Origin of the sequence: Burkholderia humptydooensis, assembly GCF_001513745.1 — a bacterium.
Taxonomy (GTDB): Bacteria; Pseudomonadota; Gammaproteobacteria; order Burkholderiales; family Burkholderiaceae; genus Burkholderia; species Burkholderia humptydooensis.
Genome location: NZ_CP013380.1, coordinates 908,795 through 925,322 on the forward strand (window position 1 = coordinate 908,795; position 16,528 = coordinate 925,322).

The window sequence follows — 16,528 nt, forward strand, 5'->3', positions numbered from 1 at the left end:
ATCCCTCAATACGGAGCAAGGAGCGACAAATGGCGGGTGACAAGAAATTTGCATCGCAGGCGGATCTGGCCGAGAAGAAGGTGACGTTCGAGCGGCTGTCCGAGCACGCCTACGCCTATACGGCGGAAGGCGATCCGAACACGGGGATCGTCGTCGGCGACGACGCGGTGCTCGTCGCCGACACGCAGGCGACGCCCGTGATGGCCGAGGACGTGATCCGCCGGATCCGCGAAGTCACCGACAAGCCGATCAAGTACGTGCTGCTCACGCACTACCACGCGGTGCGCGTGCTGGGCGCGTCCGCATACGGCGCCGACCACGTGATCGCGAGCCAGGACACATACGACCTGATCGCCGAGCGCGGCGCGGCCGACATGAAGAGCGAGATCGAGCGCTTCCCGCGCCTGTTCCGCTCGGTCGAGTCGGTGCCGGGCCTCACGTGGCCGACGCTCACGTTCAAGGGCGAGATGACGCTGCGGCTCGGCAGGCTCGAAGTGAAGATCATGCAGCTCGGCCGCGGCCACACGAAGGGCGATACGGTCGTGTGGCTGCCGCAGGACAAGGTGCTGCTGTCGGGCGACCTCGTCGAATACGGTGCGACGCCGTATGCGGGCGACGCGTACTTCCAGGACTGGCCGGCGACGCTCGACGCGATCGCGGCGCTCGGGCCCGAGAAGCTCGTGCCGGGGCGCGGCGCCGCGCTGAAGACGCCGCGGGAAGTCGCCGACGGCCTGGCGGGCACGCGCGCGTTCGTGAGCGAGCTGTACGCGAAGGTGAAATCGGGCGCGGCGGCGGGCCGGGACCTGAACGCGATCTACAAGGAGACCTACGCGCAACTGAAGCCGAAGTTCGGCGACTGGGTGATCTTCGACCACTGCATGCCGTTCGACGTGACGCGCGCGTTCGACGAGGCCACGCAATACCCGGACCCGCGGATCTGGACGGCCGAGCGCGACAAGGACATGTGGCACACCCTCGAAGGCTGAGCGCGGCGGGCGACATCATGACCATCGATTATCAGACGCTGAAGTTCGACTATCGCCCGCGCGCGGCCGGTGCGGACGAAGGCGAACCGCATCCGGCCGTCGTCGTCGGCGCGGGGCCCGTCGGGCTCGCGGCGGCGATCGATCTCGCGCAGCAGGGCGTGCCCGTCGTGCTGCTCGACGACGATGACACGCTGTCGGCCGGCTCGCGCGCGATCTGCTTCGCGAAGCGCACGCTCGAGATCTTCGATCGCCTCGGCTGCGGCGAGCGGGTCGCGCAAAAGGGCGTGAGCTGGCACGTCGGCAAGGTGTTCCTGCAGGACGAGCTGATCTATGCGTTCGACCTGCTGCCGGAAGTCGGGCACGCGCGGCCCGCGTTCGTCAATCTGCAGCAGTACTACGTCGAAGGCTATCTGGCCGAGCGCGCGCTCGAGCTGCCGAACCTCGATCTGCGCTGGAAGAGCCGCGTGACGGGCATCCGGCAGACGCCCGAGCATGCGGAGCTCGACGTCGACACGCCGGAGGGGCCGTACACGCTGCGTGCGCGCTACGTGATCGCGGCGGACGGCTCGAAGAGCCCGCTGCGCGCGATGATGGGGCTCGACAGCCGCGGCCGCACGTTCAAGGACCGCTTCCTGATCGCCGACGTGAAGGTGAAGGCGCCGTTCCCGGCCGAGCGCTGGTTCTGGTTCGATCCGCCGTTTCATCGCAATCAGTCGGTGCTGCTGCACCGGCAGCCGGACGACGTGTGGCGCATCGATTTCCAGCTCGGCTGGGACGCCGATCCCGTCGCCGAGAAGGCGCCGGAGCGCGTGATTGCGCGCGTGCGCGCGCTGCTCGGGCCGAACGTCGAGTTCGAGCTCGAATGGGTGAGCGTCTACACGTTCCGCTGCCAGCGGATGGATAGCTTCCGCCACGGCCGCGTGCTGTTCGCGGGCGATTCCGCGCACGGCGTGTCGCCGTTCGGCGCGCGCGGCGCGAACAGCGGCGTGCAGGACGCGGACAACCTCGCGTGGAAACTGAAGCTCGTGCTCGACGGCCGCGCGCCCGATCGCCTGCTCGACACGTATGCGCGCGAGCGCGAATTCGCGGCCGACGAGAACATCCGCAATTCGACGCGCTCGACCGACTTCATCACGCCGAAGAGTCCGATCTCGCGCGTGTTTCGCGACGCGACGCTCAAGCTCGCGCGCGACTGCGAGTTCGCGCGCAGGCTCGTGAACAGCGGCCGGCTGTCGGTGCCCGCCGTGCTCGCCGTTTCGCCGCTCAACACGCCCGATCGCGCGGGCGAGACGTTCGAGCGCGCGCCGGCGCCGGGCGCGGTCGCGCTCGATGCGCCCGTGCTCGCGAACGGCGCGCCCGGCTGGCTGCTGCCGCATCTGACGGGGGGCTTCGTCGGCATCCTGTTCGGCTCGATCGACGATGCGGGCGCGCTCGTCGACGCGACGCGCGGCCACGCGCTGCCCATCGTGCCCGTGCTCGTCGTGCCGAAGGGCGACGCGCGCGCGGTCGCGGGCGTCGACGTGATCGAGGACAGCGAAGGGCTCGCCGCGCAGCGCTACGACGCGCGCCCCGGCACGTTCTATCTGCTGCGCCCGGACCAGCACGTGTGCGCGCGCTTTCGCACGGCGGATGCAAACGCGGTGCGCGCGGCGCTCGCCCGCGCGATCTGCAACGCGTGAGCGAAAAAAAACATCGACCAAGACCAGGAGACACCCGATGCACCTCGACACCCGCTTGCGTCTGCCCGATCCGGACGCGTTCTACGAGGCGCTGATCGACATGCACCGCGATCTGCCCGACAGCGAGAGCCAGCTCGTCAACGCGAAGCTGATCCTGCTGCTCGCGAACCAGATCGGCGACATCGACGTGCTGCGCGAAGCGATGGCGCTCGCGCGCAGCGGCGCGGCCACGCTCGAAGGCGCGCCCGGCGCGCCCGCGCTGCGATGAGCGCGGGCGGGAGCGCGGCGCGCGTGCTCGAAGTCGAGCGCGTGATCGACGACACGCACCGGCCCGCGTTTCACGCGATGCTGCTCGCGCTGTGCGGGCTGTGCCTCGTGATCGACGGCTTCGACGCGCAGGCGATGGGCTACGTCGCGCCGAGCGTGATCGCCGAATGGGGCGTGAAGAAGCAGGCGCTCGGGCCCGTCTTCAGCGCGAGCCTGTTCGGGATGCTGCTCGGCGCGCTCGGCCTGTCGGTGCTCGCCGACCGGATCGGCCGGCGCCCCGTGCTGATCGGCGCGACGCTGTTTTTTGCGCTGACGATGCTCGCGACGCCGTTCGCGACGTCGATTCCGACGCTGATCGCGCTGCGCTTCGTCACGGGCCTGGGGCTCGGCTGCATCATGCCGAACGCGATGGCGCTCGTCGGCGAATGCAGCCCGAGCGCGCGTCGCGTGAAGCGGATGATGATCGTGTCGTGCGGCTTCACGGCCGGCGCGGCGCTGGGCGGCTTCGTCAGCGCCGCGCTGATTCCGGCGTTCGGCTGGCGCGCGGTGTTCTTCGTCGGCGGCGCGGTGCCGCTCGCGCTCGCGGCCGCGATGGCCGCGCGCCTGCCCGAATCGCCGCAACTGCTCGTGCTGCGCGGCCGGCACGACGCGGCGCGCGCGTGGCTCGCGAAGTTCGCGCCGCAGCTTGCGGTCTCGCCCGATACGCGGCTCGTCGTGCGCGAAGCGGGGCCGCAGGGCGCGCCCGTCGCCGAGCTGTTCCGCGCGGGGCGCGCGAGCGTCACGCTGCTCTTGTGGGCGATCAACTTCATGAACCTGATCGACCTGTACTTCCTGTCGAACTGGCTGCCGACCGTGATGCGCGACGCGGGCTATGCGAGCGGCACGGCCGTCATCGTCGGCACCGTGCTGCAGACGGGCGGCGTGATCGGCACGCTGTCGCTCGGCTGGTTCATCGAGCGGCACGGCTTCGTGCGCGTGCTGTTCGCGTGCTTCGCGTGCGCGACGGTCGCGGTCGGCCTGATCGGCTCGGCCGCGCACGCGTTCGTCTGGCTGCTCGCAGCCGTGTTCGTCGGCGGCTTTTGCATCGTCGGCGGACAGCCCGCGGTCAACGCGCTCGCGGGCCACTATTACCCGACGTCGCTGCGCTCGACGGGCATCGGCTGGGGCCTCGGCGTGGGCCGTGTCGGCTCCGTGCTCGGGCCGCTCGTCGGCGGGCAACTGATCGCGCTCGGCTGGTCGAACGACGCGCTGTTTCACGCGGCGGCCGTGCCGGTGCTGTGCTCGGCCGTCTTCGTGCTCGGCCTCGCGGGCGTGACGCGGCGGCGCGGCGCGCCCGCATCGAACGTCGCTTGAATGGAGAAAACGACAATCATGGCACTGAATTTTTCGAAACCGGGCGAAGCCGGCTACCAGAGCGGCTTCGCGAACGAATTCGCGACCGAGGCGCTGCCGGGCGCGCTGCCGCACGCGCGCAACTCGCCGCAGCGCGCGCCGTACGGGCTCTACGCGGAGCAACTGTCCGGCACCGCGTTCACCGCGCCGCGCGGCCATAACCGCCGGTCGTGGCTGTACCGGATCCGGCCCGCCGCCATGCACCGGCCGTTCGAGCTCGTGTCCGGCGAGCGCCGGATCGTCGCCGATTTCGGCGATTCGGACGACGTGCCGCCGACGCCGCCGAACCAGTTGCGCTGGGACCCGCTGCCGATGCCCGCGCAGCCGACCGATTTCGTCGACGGCTGGGTGACGATGGCGGGCAATGGTTCGGCCGCCGCGATGAGCGGCTGCGCGATCCACCTGTACGCGGCGAACCGCTCGATGCGCGAGCGCTTCTTCTACAGCGCGGACGGCGAACTGCTGATCGTGCCGCAGGAAGGGCGGCTCTTCATCATGACGGAGCTCGGCCGGCTCGACGTCGAGCCGTTCGAGATCGCGGTGATTCCGCGCGGCGTGCGCTTTGCGGTCGCGCTGCCGGACGGGCACGCGCGCGGCTATGTCTGCGAGAACTTCGGCGCGCTGCTCCGGTTGCCGGACCTCGGGCCGATCGGCTCGAACGGCCTCGCGAATCCGCGCGATTTCCTGACGCCGAACGCGTCGTACGAGGATCGCGAAGGCGCGTTCGAGCTCGTCGCGAAGCTCAACGGCCGGCTCTGGCGCGCGGACATCGATCATTCGCCGTTCGACGTCGTCGCATGGCACGGCAACTACGCGCCGTACAAGTACGATCTGCGTCACTTCAACACGATCGGCTCGATCAGCTACGACCATCCGGACCCGTCGATCTTCCTCGTGCTGCAGTCGCAATGCGACACGCCGGGCGTCGACGCGATCGACTTCGTGATCTTTCCGCCGCGCTGGCTCGCGGCCGAGGATACGTTCCGCCCGCCGTGGTTCCACCGCAACGTCGCGAGCGAGTTCATGGGGCTCGTGCACGGCGTCTACGACGCGAAGGCTGAGGGCTTCATGCCGGGCGGCGCGAGCCTGCACAACTGCATGTCGGGCCACGGGCCGGACGCGGAGACGTTCGAGAAGGCTTCCTCGATCGACACGTCGACGCCGAACAAGGTCGGCGACACGATGGCGTTCATGTTCGAGACCCGCACGCTGATCCGGCCGACGCGCTTTGCGCTCGACACCGCGCAGCTCCAGGCGAACTACTTCGAATGCTGGCAGGGCCTCAAGAAACATTTCAATCCGGAGCAACGATGAGCGCCATTCCCGACGCGCTGCGCGCGAGCCTCGATCCTTCCCGCAAGAGCTGGCTCGACGCGGCGAACGACGCCGCGTGCGACTTCCCGATCCAGAACCTGCCGTTCGGCGTCTTCAGCGATGCGCGCAACCCGTCGCGTCGCGCGGGCGTCGCGCTCGGCGACCGGATCGTCGACTTGGCCGAGCTCGCGCGCGCGGGCCTGTTGACGGTCGAGGGCGGGGCGGCCGTGTTCGAGCGGCCGGCGCTGAACGATTTCATCTCGCTCGGCCGCGACGCGTGGCGCAGCGTGCGCATCCAGTTGAGCGCGCTGTTCGAGCGCGGCTGCGCGCGGCTGCGCGACGACGCGGCGCTGCGCGCGCGCGTGCTCGTCGAGCAGCGCGACGCGACGCTGCATCTGCCCGTCGACATTCCCGGCTACACCGATTTCTATTCGTCGAAGGAACACGCGACGAACGTCGGCTCGATGTTTCGCGATCCGAAGAACGCGCTGCTGCCGAACTGGTCGGAGATGCCGATCGGCTACAACGGCCGAGCGTCGTCGGTCGTCGTGAGCGGTACGCCGGTGCGCCGGCCGAACGGTCAACTGAAGCTGGCTGACCGCGACCGTCCGGTGTTCGGCGCGTGCCGCAAGCTCGACATCGAGCTCGAGACGGGCTTCATCGTCGGCCGCGGCAACGCGCTCGGCGAGCCGATCGCGTGCGAGGACGCGGAGTCGCACATCTTCGGAATGGTGCTGCTCAACGATTGGAGCGCGCGCGACATCCAGCAATGGGAATACGTGCCGCTCGGGCCGTTCAACGCGAAGACGTTCGCGACGTCGATCTCGCCGTGGATCGTTACGCTCGACGCGCTCGAACCGTTCCGCACCGCGCAGCCGAAGCAGGCGCCGGAGCCGCTCGCGTATCTGCGCCACGGCGGCGAGCATGCGTTCGACGTTACGCTCGAAGTGCGGTTGAAGCCGGACGGCGCGGCCGGCGCGACGACGATCGCGCGCACGAACTTCAAGCACATGTACTGGACGATGGCGCAGCAGCTCGCGCATCACACGGTGTCGGGCTGCAACACGCGAGTCGGCGACCTGATGGGCTCGGGCACGATCAGCGGGCCGGCGAAGGATGCGTTCGGCAGCCTGCTCGAGCTGACGTGGAACGGCAAGGAGCCCGTCGCGCTCGCGGACGGCGGCACGCGCGCGTTCATCGAGGACGGCGACGAGCTGACGCTCGCCGGCTGGTGTCAAGGCGACGGGCATCGCGTCGGCTTCGGCACGTGCGTCGGGAAGATTCTGCCGGCGTTGAACCGATGATGCGGTCGGGCGCGCAGAGCGCCGCGACGCGACGGCGGCGATCACCGCATTGCGTCAACGCCCCTGCCGCGTGGCGCGCATCGGCAACGCGCGCCGCTCCCACAGCGCCGCGCCGACGAACGCGAGCGCCGATACGATCAGCACGCCGATCAGCGCGTCGCCGCCGAACTGCTCCATCAGCGCGCCCGCGACGAGCGGCCCGCCGAAGCTCGCCGCGCTCCACGACGCCGACACGAGCGAGCTCGCGGTCACGAGCGCCGAGCCGCGGAAGCGCTCGCCGCACGCGACGAGCGACAGCGTATAGACGCTGCCCGCCGCCGCGCCGAGCACGAAGAGGAGCGGCCAGCACAGCCACGGCGTCGCGATGACGAAGGGCACGAGCGGCAGCAGCGCGAGCACGACGCCCCCCGCGCCGATGTGCACGCGCTCGCGGCCGAGCTTGTCGGCGAGCCAGCCGATCGGGAATTGCATCGCGGTGTCGCCGAACAGCAGGATCGCCGCGAACAGCACGGCCGCCTCGCTCGCGACGCCGCGCGCCATCGCGAAGAGCGGCAGCAGCGAGAGGGCAAGCGTGTCGAACAGCGCGAAGAACGCGGTGCCTGCGACGAGCGCGGGCATCTTAGGCATCACGCGCGTCCAGCGATCGTGCGCGTCGTGGTGCGGCTCGTCGGCGATGGGCGTCTTGCGGATCGACGCGAGCGACGGCAGCGCGAGCAGAAAGAGCGCGCCGCTCAACGCGAAGCGCACGTGCGTCATGCCGGCGATCTGGCTCACGAGCACGGGCCCGGCCATCTGGAACAGCGTGAAGTTCGTCGCGTAGATCGCGACGACGCGGCCGCGCGTCGCATCGTCGGCGAGCTGGTTGACCCAGGCCTCGCCGATCGTGAAGAGCAGCATCAGCGCGGCGCCGCAGACGACGCGCAGCACGCCCCAGACGGCGAGGCTCGACGTGAACTGCATCAGCGCGGTTGCCGCGGCGAGCACGATCACCGATGCGACGATCACCTGCCGCCCGCCGAGCCGCTTCGTGATCGCCGCGACGAACGGCACGACGGCGAGGCCGCCGCCCGCCTGCGCGGCGGTCAGCATGCCGACGATGCGGGTGCCGTGGCCCGCTTCGGTGAGCGCGAGCGCGGTGAGGGGGAGCGTCGCGCCCGTGCCCAGGCCGACGACGGCAACGCTGAGAATGAGCGCGAGAAAATCGCGGGTGAGGATCGTTTTCATGACGGCCGTGATGCTACCACCGGCGGATGGCCTGGCGTCGCGCCATTCCGAGCGATTCAAGCCGGCGCGCGACGCATGTCACGCGCATTCGGCCGGCCCCGGAACCGCGCGCCGCTCGAGCGACGCGGACCACAGCGTGAGCGCGAGCGCCGCCATCGCGAGCGCGGCGCCCGCCCACGGCAGTTTCGCGAGCGGCACGCCCGCATGGATCGCGGTGCCGCCGAGCCACGCGCCGAGCGCGTTGCCGAGGTTGAACGCGCCCTGGTTGAGCGTCGATGCGAGATTCGGCGCGTGGCTCGCGCGATCGACGATCAGGATCTGCAGCGGCGGCACGATCGCGAACGCGAGCACGCCCCACACGAAGATCGTCGCGAGCGCGGGCAGCGGCGCGCGCATCGTGCCCGCGAACGCGGCGAGCACGACGCCGATCGACGCGAGCGTCGCGACGAGCGACGGCATCCGCCGCCAGTCGGCGAGCTTGCCGCCGACGGTGCCGCCGACCGTCAGGCCGAGGCCGAACAGCAGCAGCACGAGCGTGACCTCGTGCGGCGTGAAGCCCGTCACGTCCTCGAGGATCGGCGTGATGTACGTGAACACGGTGAAGAGGCTCGCCGACGCGAGCACGCTGATGCCGAGCACCATCAGCACCTGCGGATTGCGCAATACGCTGAACTCGCGCGCGATGCCGGCCGCGGGCATCTCGAGGCGCTTCGGCACGCAAAAGGCGAGCGCCGCCGCCGCGAGCGCGCCGATGCCGGTGACGGCCCAGAACGTCGCGCGCCAGCCGAACGCCTGGCCGAGCGCGGTGCCGAGCGGCACGCCGAGCACGTTCGCGAGCGTCAGGCCCGTGAACATCAGCGCGATCGCCTGTGCGCGCTTGTTCGGCGCGACGAGGCTGCTCGCGACCACCGAGCCGATGCCGAAGAACGCGCCGTGGCAGAACGCGGTGACGACGCGCGCGACCATCAGCGTCGCGTAGCCGGGCGCGATCGCGCAAAACAGATTGCCGACGATGAACACGCCGATGAGCGCGAGGAGCGCCGCCTTGCGCGGCATCTTCGCGGTGACGACGGCGAGGATCGGCGCGCCGATCGTCACGCCGAGCGCATAGCCGGACACGAGCATGCCCGCCGCCGGAATCGACACGCCGAGGTCGCGCGCGACGTTCGGCAGGAGTCCCATGATGACGAACTCGGTGGTACCGATGCCAAACGCGGCAACGGCAAGGGCGAAGAGAGGCAGCGGCATGGACGACTCGCGGGAGGACCGCCGCGTCCGGCGCCGCGGGATGCGGCGCGCCGATGGAAGCGGGCGGAACAGCCGCGATTTTATCTCAGGGAAAACCCCGGTGTTTGGGGCCTGATCAGGTGTTGCGCGCAGGCGTCGGCGCGACGTCCCAGCCGTTTTCGTACAGGCACGCTTCGAGCGGCATCCGCGTGGCCCAGCGCTCCTCCTCGAGCATCGGCTTGGCGTAGAACGCGTCGACGTGGCCGAGGCACAGCACGGCGATCGGCTTGGCGCCGTCGGGCATCGTGAGCAGCCGGCGCAGCGCGTCGACGTCGAAGAGCGATACCCAGCCCATCCCGAGCCCTTCGGCGCGCGCGGCGAGCCACATGTTCTGGATCGCGCACGCGGCCGACGCGAGATCCATTTCCGGCAGCGTGCGGCGGCCGAACACGTGCCGCTCGCGCCCGTCGGCGAGCGCGACGACGAGCAGTTCGCCGCATTCGCGCACGCCTTCCACCTTCAGCCGCATGAATTCGTCGTGCCGCTCGCCGAGCGCGTCGGCGGTCGCGCGGCGCTCGGCGTCGACGAGCGCGTGGATCTGCTCGCGAAGCGCCGGCTCGGTCACGCGGATGAAGCGCCACGGCTGCATGAAGCCGACGCTCGGCGCGTGGTGCGCGGCGCGCAGCAGGCGCGCGAGCACGGCGGAATCGACCGGGGCGGACGTGAAATGGCGCATGTCGCGCCGTTCGAAGATCGCGCGGTAGACGGCGGCGATCGCGGGTTCGTCGAAACGCATGGTGGACTGGCAAGGCGGGTGAAGGCGAATCGCCGCAACGATAGCAGAGTCGCGCGGCGCGCCAATCAGGGTTCAGCCGATTCGTGGCGGCGCGGCGTCGTTCATGTCGAGGCGCGCGGCGCGCCGCGCCGCGTCCGCCTTCGCCCGCCGCGCCGTCAGCCCTGCCGCCCGGCGTCGACGACGTTCCGCGGCGCGCCGTCCTGCCATGCGCGGATGTTCGCCAGCGTCGTGTGCGCGATCTCCGCGAGCGCCTCGCGCGTGAAGAACGCCTGGTGCGACGTGACGATCACGTTCGGGAACGTGAGCAGCCGCGCGAGCACGTCGTCCTGCAGCGGGCGGTCGGAGTGGTCCTCGAAGAAGAGCCCGCTTTCCTCCTCGTAGACGTCGAGCCCGAGATGGCCGAGCTGGCCCGTCTTCAGCGCGTCGATCAGCGCCTGCTTGTCGACGAGGCCGCCGCGGCTCGTGTTGATCAGCATCGCGCCCGGCTTCATCCGCGCGAGCGCATCGGCGCCGATCATGTGATGGGTCGCGGGCATCAGCGGGCAGTGCAGGCTCACGATGTCCGATTCGGCGAGCAGCGCGTCGAGCGGCACGTAGCGCACGCCGAGCGCGAGCAGCGCGTCGTCGTGCGGCGGCAGCGAATGCGCGAGCACGCGCATCCCGAAGCCCGCCATGATCCGCGCGAACACGCTGCCGATGAGCCCCGTGCCGATCACGCCGACCGTCTTGCCGAAGAGATCGAAGCCGAGCAGCCCGTTGAGCGAGAAGTCGCCTTCGCGGGTGCGCGCGACGGCGCGCGGCAGGCGGCGGTTGAGCGCGAGGATTAGCGCGACCGCGTGCTCGGCGACCGCATGCGGCGAGTAGGCGGGCACGCGCACGACGACGAGCCCGAGCCGGGCGGCCGCCGCGAGATCGACGTGGTTGAAGCCGGCCGAGCGCAGCGCGATGACGCGCGTGCCGCCCGCGGCGAGCGCTTCGAGCACGGCGGCATCGAGCGTGTCGTTGACGAACGGGCACACGACTTCATAGCCGCGCGCGAGGATCGCCGTCTCCGCGTCGAGATGGGAAGGCTGGAAGTGCAGCCGGTAGCCGAACGACTGGTTGGCGGCATCGAACGAATCGTGGTCGTACTGCCGGCTGCTGAAAAGAATCACGCGCACGCTTTGCCTCCGGTAAAGGTGCGCATCAGTTTACTTCAGTCGGGCGTCACTGGAGCCCTGCGACGACGTCCGGGCGTTTCGCCGTGCCGGCTTCGCGCATGAAGTAGTGGCCGTTCGTCTCCGTCTTCTGCCCGCCGAGGTGATACAGCGCGTGCTCGACGAAGCTGCGGGTGCGCGCCGGCAGGAACTGGCGGTTCGGATAGACGATCGACAACTGCGTGTCGGGATCGTCGATCCGGTAGTCGCCGAGGATCCGCACCAGCTCGCCGCTTTCGAGCGCATCGGCGATGTAGCTTTCCGGCAGCACCGAAATGCCGGTGCCGGCGAGCGTCGCCGCGCGCACCATCGACGTGCTGTTGACCGTGTAGACGGGCTGCAGCGACACGACGTGCGTGAAGTGGTCCGGATCGACGAAGCGCCAGGTCGACGAGTGCTGGCCGGCCGGCAGCGCGATGCACGCGTGGCGCACGAGATCGTCGGGGCGGTGCGGCGCGCCGTGCCGCTCGATGTACGAAGGCGCCGCGCAGAGCGCGAGCGTGTTCGGCATCAGCGGATGGCCGATCAGCGCCGGATTGCCGTCGAGGCGGCCGCCCGTGACGAGGCCCGCGTCGTAGCCGGCTTCGATCACGTCGAGCGGCCCCTCGGTCAGCGTCAACTGCACGCGCACCTTCGGGTACTGGCGACGGTAGCTGTCGACGAGAGGGGTGATCCGGCCGGGCGACAGCAACCCGGACACGGCGACGCGCAGCGTGCCGACGGGCTCGTGCACCGCCCGTTCGACCGACGCCTCGAGTTGATCGAACTCCTCGAGGAGCGCCCGGCAGCCGTCGAGATAGCGGATGCCCGCTTCCGTCAGCGACAGGTTGCGTGTCGTGCGATGGATGAGACGCGTGTTCAGATGTGTTTCGAGCATCGCGATCGAACGCGTGACGAGCGCATTCGATACGCCGAGCTTGCGCGCCGCCCGGCGGAAGCTCTGCAGTTCGGCAACACATACGAAAACACGCATGGTCTGGATTTGGTTCATAGCTTTCGTTGGCCCATTAAATGATTATGTTGTGTTTTTCACCTTCGATCATGGCAAGCCGCCGGCTGTCGGATCAGCACAGGACTTGTCTTAAATAACGAATCATCGAAGGCTGGGCAAATTGTTCAATAAGCTGACAGCATCAGTCAACTAAATAATTATTTCATCCCGAATGTAATAAATCGGCCGCCGGCCCCGGCGATCCCCTATTTATGGGGCGTGAACCGATTCCGCGATTCGCGCGCGCGATATTCGGCGATTGGGCCGGTTTTAATCCCGGCAAGGCGGGCCGGGCGGTGCGCCGGCGCGGGACCGTTTCCATTTCGGGACTCCGCTGGTTCGGAGTGCGGCGCGCCGCGCGCAGGATGCCGTTCGCGTATTTTTTTGAGGATTTTTGTGTGCGAATTGCAATGAGGTGTACGGTTCTTTTCCTGCGCGGAACAAATAGTTTGCTGCGCCGCACAGAATGGTTAATGCAAGCTTTTACGGAAAGCTTGACGACTCGGCTTGCAAAAAATGATTTTTCGATTTAACGGGGAGTCGATTTGATGCCGGTTTGGCCTATTCGGGCGGGGCGGGCCGGAATTTTCCGGTGCGAGGCGCGAGAAAGAGTGCGGCGTCGGCATGTGCCGGGATGCGCGCGGCGGACGTCAACCCCCGATATGTCGCAGGGTGGCCCGGCCAGCGCGACCCGACGCCGCGCAAGCATCCGAAGCGCGCGTCGATCAAAACACTTGCGCATTGCATCGGTTCGCGGAATGATCGATCGATCACCGCTTTTTCCAACCCGTTGTCCTCCGCCAGCCCATGTCCACGACCGATCATTCGCCGATTCCCTGTCCCGTCGTCGTCCCGCTCGACGCGATCCTGCCCGAAGAACCGCTCCTCATGATGGGCGCCGGCCCGGTGCCGATCCCCGCCGCGGTCGCGAAGGCGAACACGATCGTGATCAACCACCTGGGCGCGACGATGGCGAAGATCATCGAGCAGGTGAAGGAAATGGCCCGCTACGTGTTCCAGACGCGCACGAAGTGGGTGCTGGGCGTCGCGGGGCCGGGCTCCGCCGCGATGGAGATGGCCGTCTCGAATCTCGCGTGGCCCGGCACGAAGGTGCTGTCGATCAAGAACGGCTTCTTCAGCGCGCGGATGGCCGAGATGGCGACGCGCGTCGGCGCGAGCGTCGCGACGATCGACGTGCCCGACCGCTCGGTCGCGAGCCTCGACGAAGTCGCCGGCGCGATCGCGCGCGAGCGCCCCGAGATCGTCACGATCGTCCACGGCGAGACGTCGAACACCGTGTGGAACCGCCATCTGAAGGAGATCGCGGCGATCGCGAAGGCGGCGGGCGCGCTCGTCGTCGTCGACGCGGTCTGCACGCTGTCGACGATGCCTCTCGACATGGACGCGTGGGGCATCGACGCGGTGATCACGGGCGGGCAGAAGGGGCTGTCGTCGATTCCGGGCGTGTCGCTGATCGCGTTCTCCGACGCCGCGTGGGAGCGGATGAAGAGCCGCCCGGAGCCGAACACGCACTGGTGCCTCGACATGGCGCTCGCCGAGAACTTCTGGCACAACGCCGGCTATCACTACACGGCGCCCGTGTCCGGCGTGCTCGCGCTGCACGAGGCGCTGCGGCTCGTCTGCGCGGAGACGCTCGAGAACCGCTACGCGCGGCATCTGCGCTGCTCGCTCGCGCTGCAGGCGGGGATCACCGGAATGGGGCTCGAGCTCTATGCCCCCGAATCGTGCCGGCTGAACTCGGTCGTCGGCATCGCGGCGCCGGAAGGGCTCACGCCGGGGCTCATCTGCGGTCACATCTCGAAGCAGTATCAGGTCGAGATCTCGGGCTCGTTCGGCCTGCCGATCGTGCGGATCGGCCAGATGGGCGAGCAGTGCCGCGAGCACAATCTGTTCCGCACGCTGCACGCGTTCGGCCGCACGATGGTCGACCTGAAGGTGGACGTCGATCTGCCGTCGGGCGTCGCGGCGCTTGAGCAGGCGCTGTCGGGGCGCGCCGCGTGACGCGACGCGCGTTGCCCGGACCGCCTACGTGGCCTGCATCGCGCGGCGGTACTCGCCGGGCGTCGCGCCATGCGTGTCGCGAAAGCGATGGCTGAGATGGGCGGCGTTCGCGTAGCCGCACTGCGCGGCGACCTGCGCGAGCGGCAGCGACGTCGTGCGCAGCAGCGTGCGCGCGCGGGCGAGGCGCTGCTCGGCGATCCACGCATGCGGCGCGCGGCCGAACGACACGCGGAACATCCGCGAGAAATGGTATTCGGACAGCGACGCGAGCCCGGCCAGTTCGCCGAGCGTCATCGGCTGCGTCAGGTACGTGTCGATGTAGTCGCGCACGCGTCGGCGCACGGCGGGCGCGAGCCCGCCCTTGAACGGCGCGTCGGCGTTCGTCATGCTCTGCCCGCGCAGCAGGAGGCTCAGCACCTCGTGCGCGGTTTCGTTCACGCGCAGCCGGCCGTCGGCGTCGTCCCAGCGCTCGAGCGCGAGCGAGCGGCATAGCGCGGCGACGCGCGCATCCTCGAAATACGTGCGATCGGCGAGCGTCAGCTCGCGCGGCTCGCGGTCGAGCTCGCGCACCGCGCGCTGCGCGAAGTGCTCGGGCAGGAAGTACAGGTGGACGAAGTGCATCTGGCCGCGCACCCACCAGCGCGATTCGTGGTCGCCCGGCAGCGCGCACAGCAGGCTCGGCGCGCCGTAGCGCGCGATCTTCTGCCGCTCGGTGCGGTAGCCGCCGTCCAGGTAGCACGACAGCGTGTGATGCCCGGGCTGCGCGTACACCGTCTCGCTTTCGTCTGTGACGCGCGTCCACTCGGCGATCGCGAGGTGATCGCCGAGCCACGCGAAGCGCTCGAGCCTCGCGTTCTCCTCGGCGAGCGTCCGGCAGACGGATTGCAGGCCGAACGGCACCTCGTCGCCGACGAAATCGGCGACGGGCACGGACAGGCGGGCGTCGAGCGGAGGCGAGGAGGGCGCGTGCATGATGGAGCGAGTATAAGCGCGCACGCGCGGGCGCAGCCCGGCCGCCGGCAAAAGACCGCAATTCCAGACAATCGGCGCCCGAAGCGAGGCGGCATAGTCGGAGTCCTCCTCTCGTCGTCGTGTTCGTCTTCGCACCGCTTTCGCTTTCGCCATGAATCTGTCGCTTTACGTCGTCACCGTGCTGATCTGGGGCACCACTTGGATCGCGATCAAATGGCAGTTGGGCGGCGTGCCGCCGCCCGTGTCGATCGCGTGGCGCTTCTGGCTCGCGGCCGCGGCGATGTTCGTGCTGCTGCGCGCGATGCGCAGGCCGATCCGGCCGCCGCGCGAAGCATGGCGCTTTCTCGTCGCGCAGGGCGTCGCGCTCTTCTGCCACAATTTCCTGTGCTTCTACTACGCGGAGCAGGTCGTGCCGAGCGGCCTCGTCGCGGTGGTGTTCTCGACCGCGCCGCTCCTGAACTCGATCAACGGGCGGCTGTTCATGGGGCGGCCGCTGCGGCAGTCCGCGATCGCGGGCGCGCTGCTCGGACTGACCGGCATCGGGTGCCTGTTCTGGCAGCAGATGGCGGGGCACGTCGACGATCGCGCGACCTGGATCGGCCTGGCAATCGCGTTGGCGGGCACGATGTGCTTCTCGGCGGGCAATCTGCTGTCGAGCCGGATGCAGGCGATGGGGCTGCATCCGCTCGCGACCAACGGATGGGCGATGCTGATCGGCGCGGCGATCCTGACCGCCGGCAGCATCGCGGCCGGACTGCCGCTCGCGCCCGATACGAGCCCGCGCTATCTCGCCGCGCTCGTCTATCTCGCGGTGCCCGGCTCGGTGATCGGGTTCACTGCATACCTGACCCTCGTCGGCCGGCTCGGGCCAGAGCGCGCCGCTTATTGCACGGTGCTGTTCCCGATCGTCGCGCTCGCCGTGTCGACCGTGTTCGAGGGCTACCGGTGGTCGCCGGTCGCGGTCGTCGGGTTGATGCTCGTCGTTGCCGGCAATCTGGTCGCGTTCGATCTGACGCGCCGGCTCTTCGTGCGGACCGCCTGAGCGGAGGGGCGCGGCGGGCCGTCGTGCGCGGGCGGCCTTTTCGTGTGCGTCGTCCGTTTCGTTCCGCAACCGGCGCGGCGCGCGGCCGCCGTCGGATGCGGCGTCGCCGGCCGGCC

The 16,528-nt window shown here is 69.4% G+C and carries 14 protein-coding genes; 8 read left to right on the top strand and 6 right to left on the bottom strand.

Features of this window, described 5'->3' with window-relative positions; translation table 11 throughout:
• The first annotated feature begins 29 nt into the window (after nt 1-29).
• Genes AQ610_RS04190 through fahA form a run of 6 tightly spaced genes read left to right on the top strand, consistent with a single transcriptional unit; the run spans nt 30 to nt 6,942 of the window.
• On the top strand, nt 30-986 hold the full coding sequence (locus AQ610_RS04190; protein ID WP_006025450.1) for an MBL fold metallo-hydrolase: 957 nt from the start codon (nt 30-32) through the stop codon (nt 984-986).
• A gap of 17 nt (nt 987-1,003) precedes the next feature.
• Nucleotides 1,004-2,665, top strand: coding sequence for an FAD-dependent oxidoreductase (locus AQ610_RS04195; RefSeq protein ID WP_009913431.1), 1,662 nt, complete (start codon nt 1,004-1,006; stop codon nt 2,663-2,665).
• A gap of 37 nt (nt 2,666-2,702) precedes the next feature.
• The gene (locus AQ610_RS04200) at nt 2,703-2,933 is read left to right on the top strand and encodes a DUF2783 domain-containing protein (RefSeq protein ID WP_015600091.1); all 231 of its coding nucleotides are present in this window, start codon (nt 2,703-2,705) and stop codon (nt 2,931-2,933) included.
• A complete protein-coding gene (locus tag AQ610_RS04205; protein WP_006025453.1) occupies nt 2,930-4,285 on the top strand; it encodes an MFS transporter in 1,356 nt (451 codons plus the stop codon). Before AQ610_RS04200 ends, AQ610_RS04205 begins: the two co-directional genes overlap by 4 nt.
• An 18-nt stretch (nt 4,286-4,303) precedes the next feature.
• Nucleotides 4,304-5,638, top strand: a complete 1,335-nt coding sequence (gene hmgA, locus AQ610_RS04210) for a homogentisate 1,2-dioxygenase (protein WP_015601085.1) — start codon at nt 4,304-4,306, stop codon at nt 5,636-5,638.
• A complete protein-coding gene (gene fahA / locus AQ610_RS04215) occupies nt 5,635-6,942 on the top strand; it encodes a fumarylacetoacetase (RefSeq protein ID WP_006025455.1) in 1,308 nt (435 codons plus the stop codon). The genes hmgA and fahA overlap by 4 nt, the downstream gene beginning before the upstream one ends.
• A 54-nt stretch (nt 6,943-6,996) precedes the next feature.
• Here fahA and AQ610_RS04220 read toward each other — a convergent pair whose 3' ends face one another.
• The 5 genes from AQ610_RS04220 to AQ610_RS04240 form a co-directional block, all read right to left on the bottom strand.
• The gene (locus AQ610_RS04220) at nt 6,997-8,166 is read right to left on the bottom strand and encodes an MFS transporter (protein ID WP_006025456.1); all 1,170 of its coding nucleotides are present in this window, start codon (nt 8,164-8,166) and stop codon (nt 6,997-6,999) included.
• 78 nt (nt 8,167-8,244) lie between these two features.
• Nucleotides 8,245-9,414 (bottom strand): MFS transporter, encoded by a 1,170-nt coding sequence (locus AQ610_RS04225; RefSeq protein WP_006025457.1) that lies wholly within the window; start codon nt 9,412-9,414, stop codon nt 8,245-8,247.
• A 115-nt stretch (nt 9,415-9,529) separates the two neighbouring features.
• Nucleotides 9,530-10,189 (bottom strand): 5,6-dimethylbenzimidazole synthase, encoded by a 660-nt coding sequence (gene bluB, locus AQ610_RS04230; RefSeq protein ID WP_006025458.1) that lies wholly within the window; start codon nt 10,187-10,189, stop codon nt 9,530-9,532.
• 155 nt (nt 10,190-10,344) lie between these two features.
• Nucleotides 10,345-11,349, bottom strand: a complete 1,005-nt coding sequence (locus AQ610_RS04235) for a 2-hydroxyacid dehydrogenase (RefSeq protein WP_006025459.1) — start codon at nt 11,347-11,349, stop codon at nt 10,345-10,347.
• A 46-nt stretch (nt 11,350-11,395) separates the two neighbouring features.
• A complete protein-coding gene (locus AQ610_RS04240; RefSeq protein WP_006025460.1) occupies nt 11,396-12,376 on the bottom strand; it encodes a LysR family transcriptional regulator in 981 nt (326 codons plus the stop codon).
• Between the two features lie 807 nt (nt 12,377-13,183).
• Here AQ610_RS04240 and AQ610_RS04245 point away from each other — a divergent pair.
• Entirely contained in the window at nt 13,184-14,398 is a 1,215-nt protein-coding gene (locus AQ610_RS04245) for a pyridoxal-phosphate-dependent aminotransferase family protein (RefSeq protein WP_006025461.1), read from the top strand.
• 24 nt (nt 14,399-14,422) lie between these two features.
• Here AQ610_RS04245 and AQ610_RS04250 read toward each other — a convergent pair whose 3' ends face one another.
• Nucleotides 14,423-15,370 carry a helix-turn-helix domain-containing protein gene (locus tag AQ610_RS04250; protein ID WP_043282459.1) on the bottom strand — a complete coding sequence of 316 codons (948 nt, stop codon included), beginning with the start codon at nt 15,368-15,370 and terminating at the stop codon, nt 14,423-14,425.
• 151 nt (nt 15,371-15,521) lie between these two features.
• Between AQ610_RS04250 and AQ610_RS04255 the strand changes: the two genes are divergently transcribed.
• Entirely contained in the window at nt 15,522-16,412 is an 891-nt protein-coding gene (locus AQ610_RS04255; RefSeq protein ID WP_006025463.1) for a DMT family transporter, read from the top strand.
• Nucleotides 16,413-16,528 lie beyond the last annotated feature (116 nt).

Coding starts and splice junctions, on each gene's coding strand:
- AQ610_RS04190 (WP_006025450.1), top strand. CDS start 30: ATGGCGGGTGACAAGAAATTTGCATCGCAGGCGGATCTGGCCGAGAAG.
- AQ610_RS04195 (WP_009913431.1), top strand. CDS start 1,004: ATGACCATCGATTATCAGACGCTGAAGTTCGACTATCGCCCGCGCGCG.
- AQ610_RS04200 (WP_015600091.1), top strand. CDS start 2,703: ATGCACCTCGACACCCGCTTGCGTCTGCCCGATCCGGACGCGTTCTAC.
- AQ610_RS04205 (WP_006025453.1), top strand. CDS start 2,930: ATGAGCGCGGGCGGGAGCGCGGCGCGCGTGCTCGAAGTCGAGCGCGTG.
- hmgA (WP_015601085.1), top strand. CDS start 4,304: ATGGCACTGAATTTTTCGAAACCGGGCGAAGCCGGCTACCAGAGCGGC.
- fahA (WP_006025455.1), top strand. CDS start 5,635: ATGAGCGCCATTCCCGACGCGCTGCGCGCGAGCCTCGATCCTTCCCGC.
- AQ610_RS04220 (WP_006025456.1), bottom strand. CDS start 8,166: ATGAAAACGATCCTCACCCGCGATTTTCTCGCGCTCATTCTCAGCGTT.
- AQ610_RS04225 (WP_006025457.1), bottom strand. CDS start 9,414: ATGCCGCTGCCTCTCTTCGCCCTTGCCGTTGCCGCGTTTGGCATCGGT.
- bluB (WP_006025458.1), bottom strand. CDS start 10,189: ATGCGTTTCGACGAACCCGCGATCGCCGCCGTCTACCGCGCGATCTTC.
- AQ610_RS04240 (WP_006025460.1), bottom strand. CDS start 12,376: ATGAACCAAATCCAGACCATGCGTGTTTTCGTATGTGTTGCCGAACTG.
- AQ610_RS04245 (WP_006025461.1), top strand. CDS start 13,184: ATGTCCACGACCGATCATTCGCCGATTCCCTGTCCCGTCGTCGTCCCG.
- AQ610_RS04250 (WP_043282459.1), bottom strand. CDS start 15,370: ATGCACGCGCCCTCCTCGCCTCCGCTCGACGCCCGCCTGTCCGTGCCC.
- AQ610_RS04255 (WP_006025463.1), top strand. CDS start 15,522: ATGAATCTGTCGCTTTACGTCGTCACCGTGCTGATCTGGGGCACCACT.